This is a genomic window from Candidatus Latescibacterota bacterium, assembly GCA_019038625.1.
GTDB lineage: Bacteria > Krumholzibacteriota > Krumholzibacteriia > Krumholzibacteriales > Krumholzibacteriaceae > JAGLYV01.
Genome location: JAHOYU010000173.1, coordinates 1 through 2,200 on the forward strand (window position 1 = coordinate 1; position 2,200 = coordinate 2,200).

General features: G+C 51.5%; 4 protein-coding genes. 2 read left to right on the plus strand and 2 right to left on the minus strand.

All coding sequences use genetic code 11. The annotated features are described in order from the left end of the window. Positions 1 to 384: hypothetical protein (locus KOO63_12490; protein MBU8922628.1), on the plus strand; the 384-nt coding region annotated here is incomplete at its 5' end. A gap of 555 nt (positions 385 to 939) precedes the next feature. Then, positions 940 to 1,668, plus strand: a complete 729-nt coding sequence (locus tag KOO63_12495) for a hypothetical protein (protein MBU8922629.1) — start codon at positions 940 to 942, stop codon at positions 1,666 to 1,668. An 81-nt stretch (positions 1,669 to 1,749) separates the two neighbouring features. Here KOO63_12495 and KOO63_12500 read toward each other — a convergent pair whose 3' ends face one another. Beyond that, positions 1,750 to 1,992, minus strand: a complete 243-nt coding sequence (locus KOO63_12500; protein MBU8922630.1) for a hypothetical protein — start codon at positions 1,990 to 1,992, stop codon at positions 1,750 to 1,752. Between the two features lie 38 nt (positions 1,993 to 2,030). Continuing rightward, positions 2,031 to 2,200 (minus strand): helix-turn-helix transcriptional regulator (locus KOO63_12505; protein MBU8922631.1); only part of this gene is annotated, 170 nt, incomplete at its 5' end.

Genomic DNA, 2,200 nt, shown 5'->3' on the forward strand with positions numbered 1-2,200 from the left:
GGCGGTTCTGACGGTGCTGACGAAAAGTCTTTCACCGACGCGAATGGCGATGGGTTCGACGACGACTATGCGGACCGTGTACGAAATGACGTGGGTGAAGGCGAAAGTACTCGCACAGATTTATCCAGTTCCGCGGATGATGGATCAAGGAAACATCAGCGATCCGGAACCGAGGAATTTGATGGCGATTTGAAGGTCTTTGGTGATGATAACGACGGAACCCAGGATGGCGATATGGTGCACAGGACCCAAGGCCCCGGTTTCGACAACGAAGACACCCAGATTGGTCCCAATGAAGGCGAAGAGTATTTTGGCGAGGAAAGTGACCTTGGTGACGGTGACATGGTCCATGAGCAAGTTCGAGGAGGAAATGGTCGCAAGTAAGTTGACCTACTAACCTTCTGAATCATAAACGGAGCGGGACCAGCATCTGGTCCCGCTCCGTTTTTAGTGCGCCAAGTATGGGGCTATCTCGGAGTGGGAAGACTCCACCAGGGAGGAAATAGCGGGGGAAAGGGTACAGAAAAATGGTCTCTCAGGCCAAGATGTGTTTACCAAACTATTTGATCCCACCTTGGTTTGAGTTCCCTGGATAGCCCCATGAATAATAAGGTGCTCCCAGCCGAACTTCACCTCGTGGCCGCCCGCCAATCTAGGCAAAGTGGGATGAATTTTTCCCGACTGTCGGCATTATGACTGAACGGATGAAAACCGCTTCGCAGGAATTTGCGAGAGGGGTAGTTTCTCTCTCGCAGAGATTTGCGAAGAAATAAAAACGGTCGTTTCTGTAACTTTCCTTTCTCTCCCCATAGTTCCTTGAAAGGGCGAGAATTACTTTGGGTGAAAATTGTTTAGCGCTCGGGAACGCCATTTGCAAATGATTCCCTCGACGGGGAGAATAGAGAATGTTGCCCAAAACCTCCCAAGGAGGAACAAGACATGAAGACCCTAATGACTTCGATTTGGATGGCGCTGTTGATCAGCTTGCTGGCTGTGGGTGCTTTTGCGCAGGTAGCTGAGACCATTGGTGATCTTGGTGGAGTTGGTGACGCTGTTAACCAGGATTTTATTGACCCTGCAGATAACCGAGTAGACGATGAGAGTGCGGCGGGTACGGCAACGCAATACGGCCCTCCCGTTCCTGGACTTATACCTCAGTCTGCAACCGAAAAGTCTATGGACCCGAATGATTTCCCGGACCACGATAGCAAGGGCAACAGCGAGCGCAACCGGACCGTGGAGCGGACCGAGAGCCATATCATGAACCAGGGTGATACCGGATCCGGCGGTTCTGACGGTGCTGACGAAAAGTCTTTCACCGACGCGAATGGCGATGGGTTCGACGACGACTATGCGGACCGTGTACGAAATGACGTGGGTGAAGGCGAAAGTACTCGCACAGATTTATCCAGTTCCGCGGATGATGGATCAAGGAAACATCAGCGATCCGGAACCGAGGAATTTGATGGCGATTTGAAGGTCTTTGGTGATGATAACGACGGAACCCAGGATGGCGATATGGTGCACAGGACCCAAGGCCCCGGTTTCGACAACGAAGACACCCAGATTGGTCCCAATGAAGGCGAAGAGTATTTTGGCGAGGAAAGTGACCTTGGTGACGGTGACATGGTCCATGAGCAAGTTCGAGGAGGAAATGGTCGCAAGTAAGTTGACCTACTAACCTTCTGAATCATAAACGGAGCGGGACCAGCATCTGGTCCCGCTCATTCTTAATAAATGCAGCTTTGTTCAAACAAACCCCCCATCCTCCCCCTCAGCCCTCTTCCCACTCGCCCTCTTCCCAAAGTACCTAACCGTAGCCCCCACCAAAAAATACATTACCCAAACCCACACCAATGCCAACATCAGGAGAGGAAACAACCCAAGCATAGGTGGATTCGCGTTGAAGGTATTGAAATACCGAATCCCCACCAACAGGACAACGTTCGCGAAGATTGGAATGATAACGAATGGTGTCTTGAGGTAAGACATATTTCCACTCCTTGGTTTAGCCGCTTGATTTGCCGCGGTCACACAAAATCCGGCAAGTGTTCCAGCAGGTCGCTCGGCTGACAGCCCAACTCCTTGCATATCGCATCCAGGGTGCTGAACCGCATTCCCTTGACCTTGCCCGTCTTCAACAAGCTGAGGTTAGTCACCGAAATACCGATACGCTCGGATAGCTCTGTGAGCGTCATCT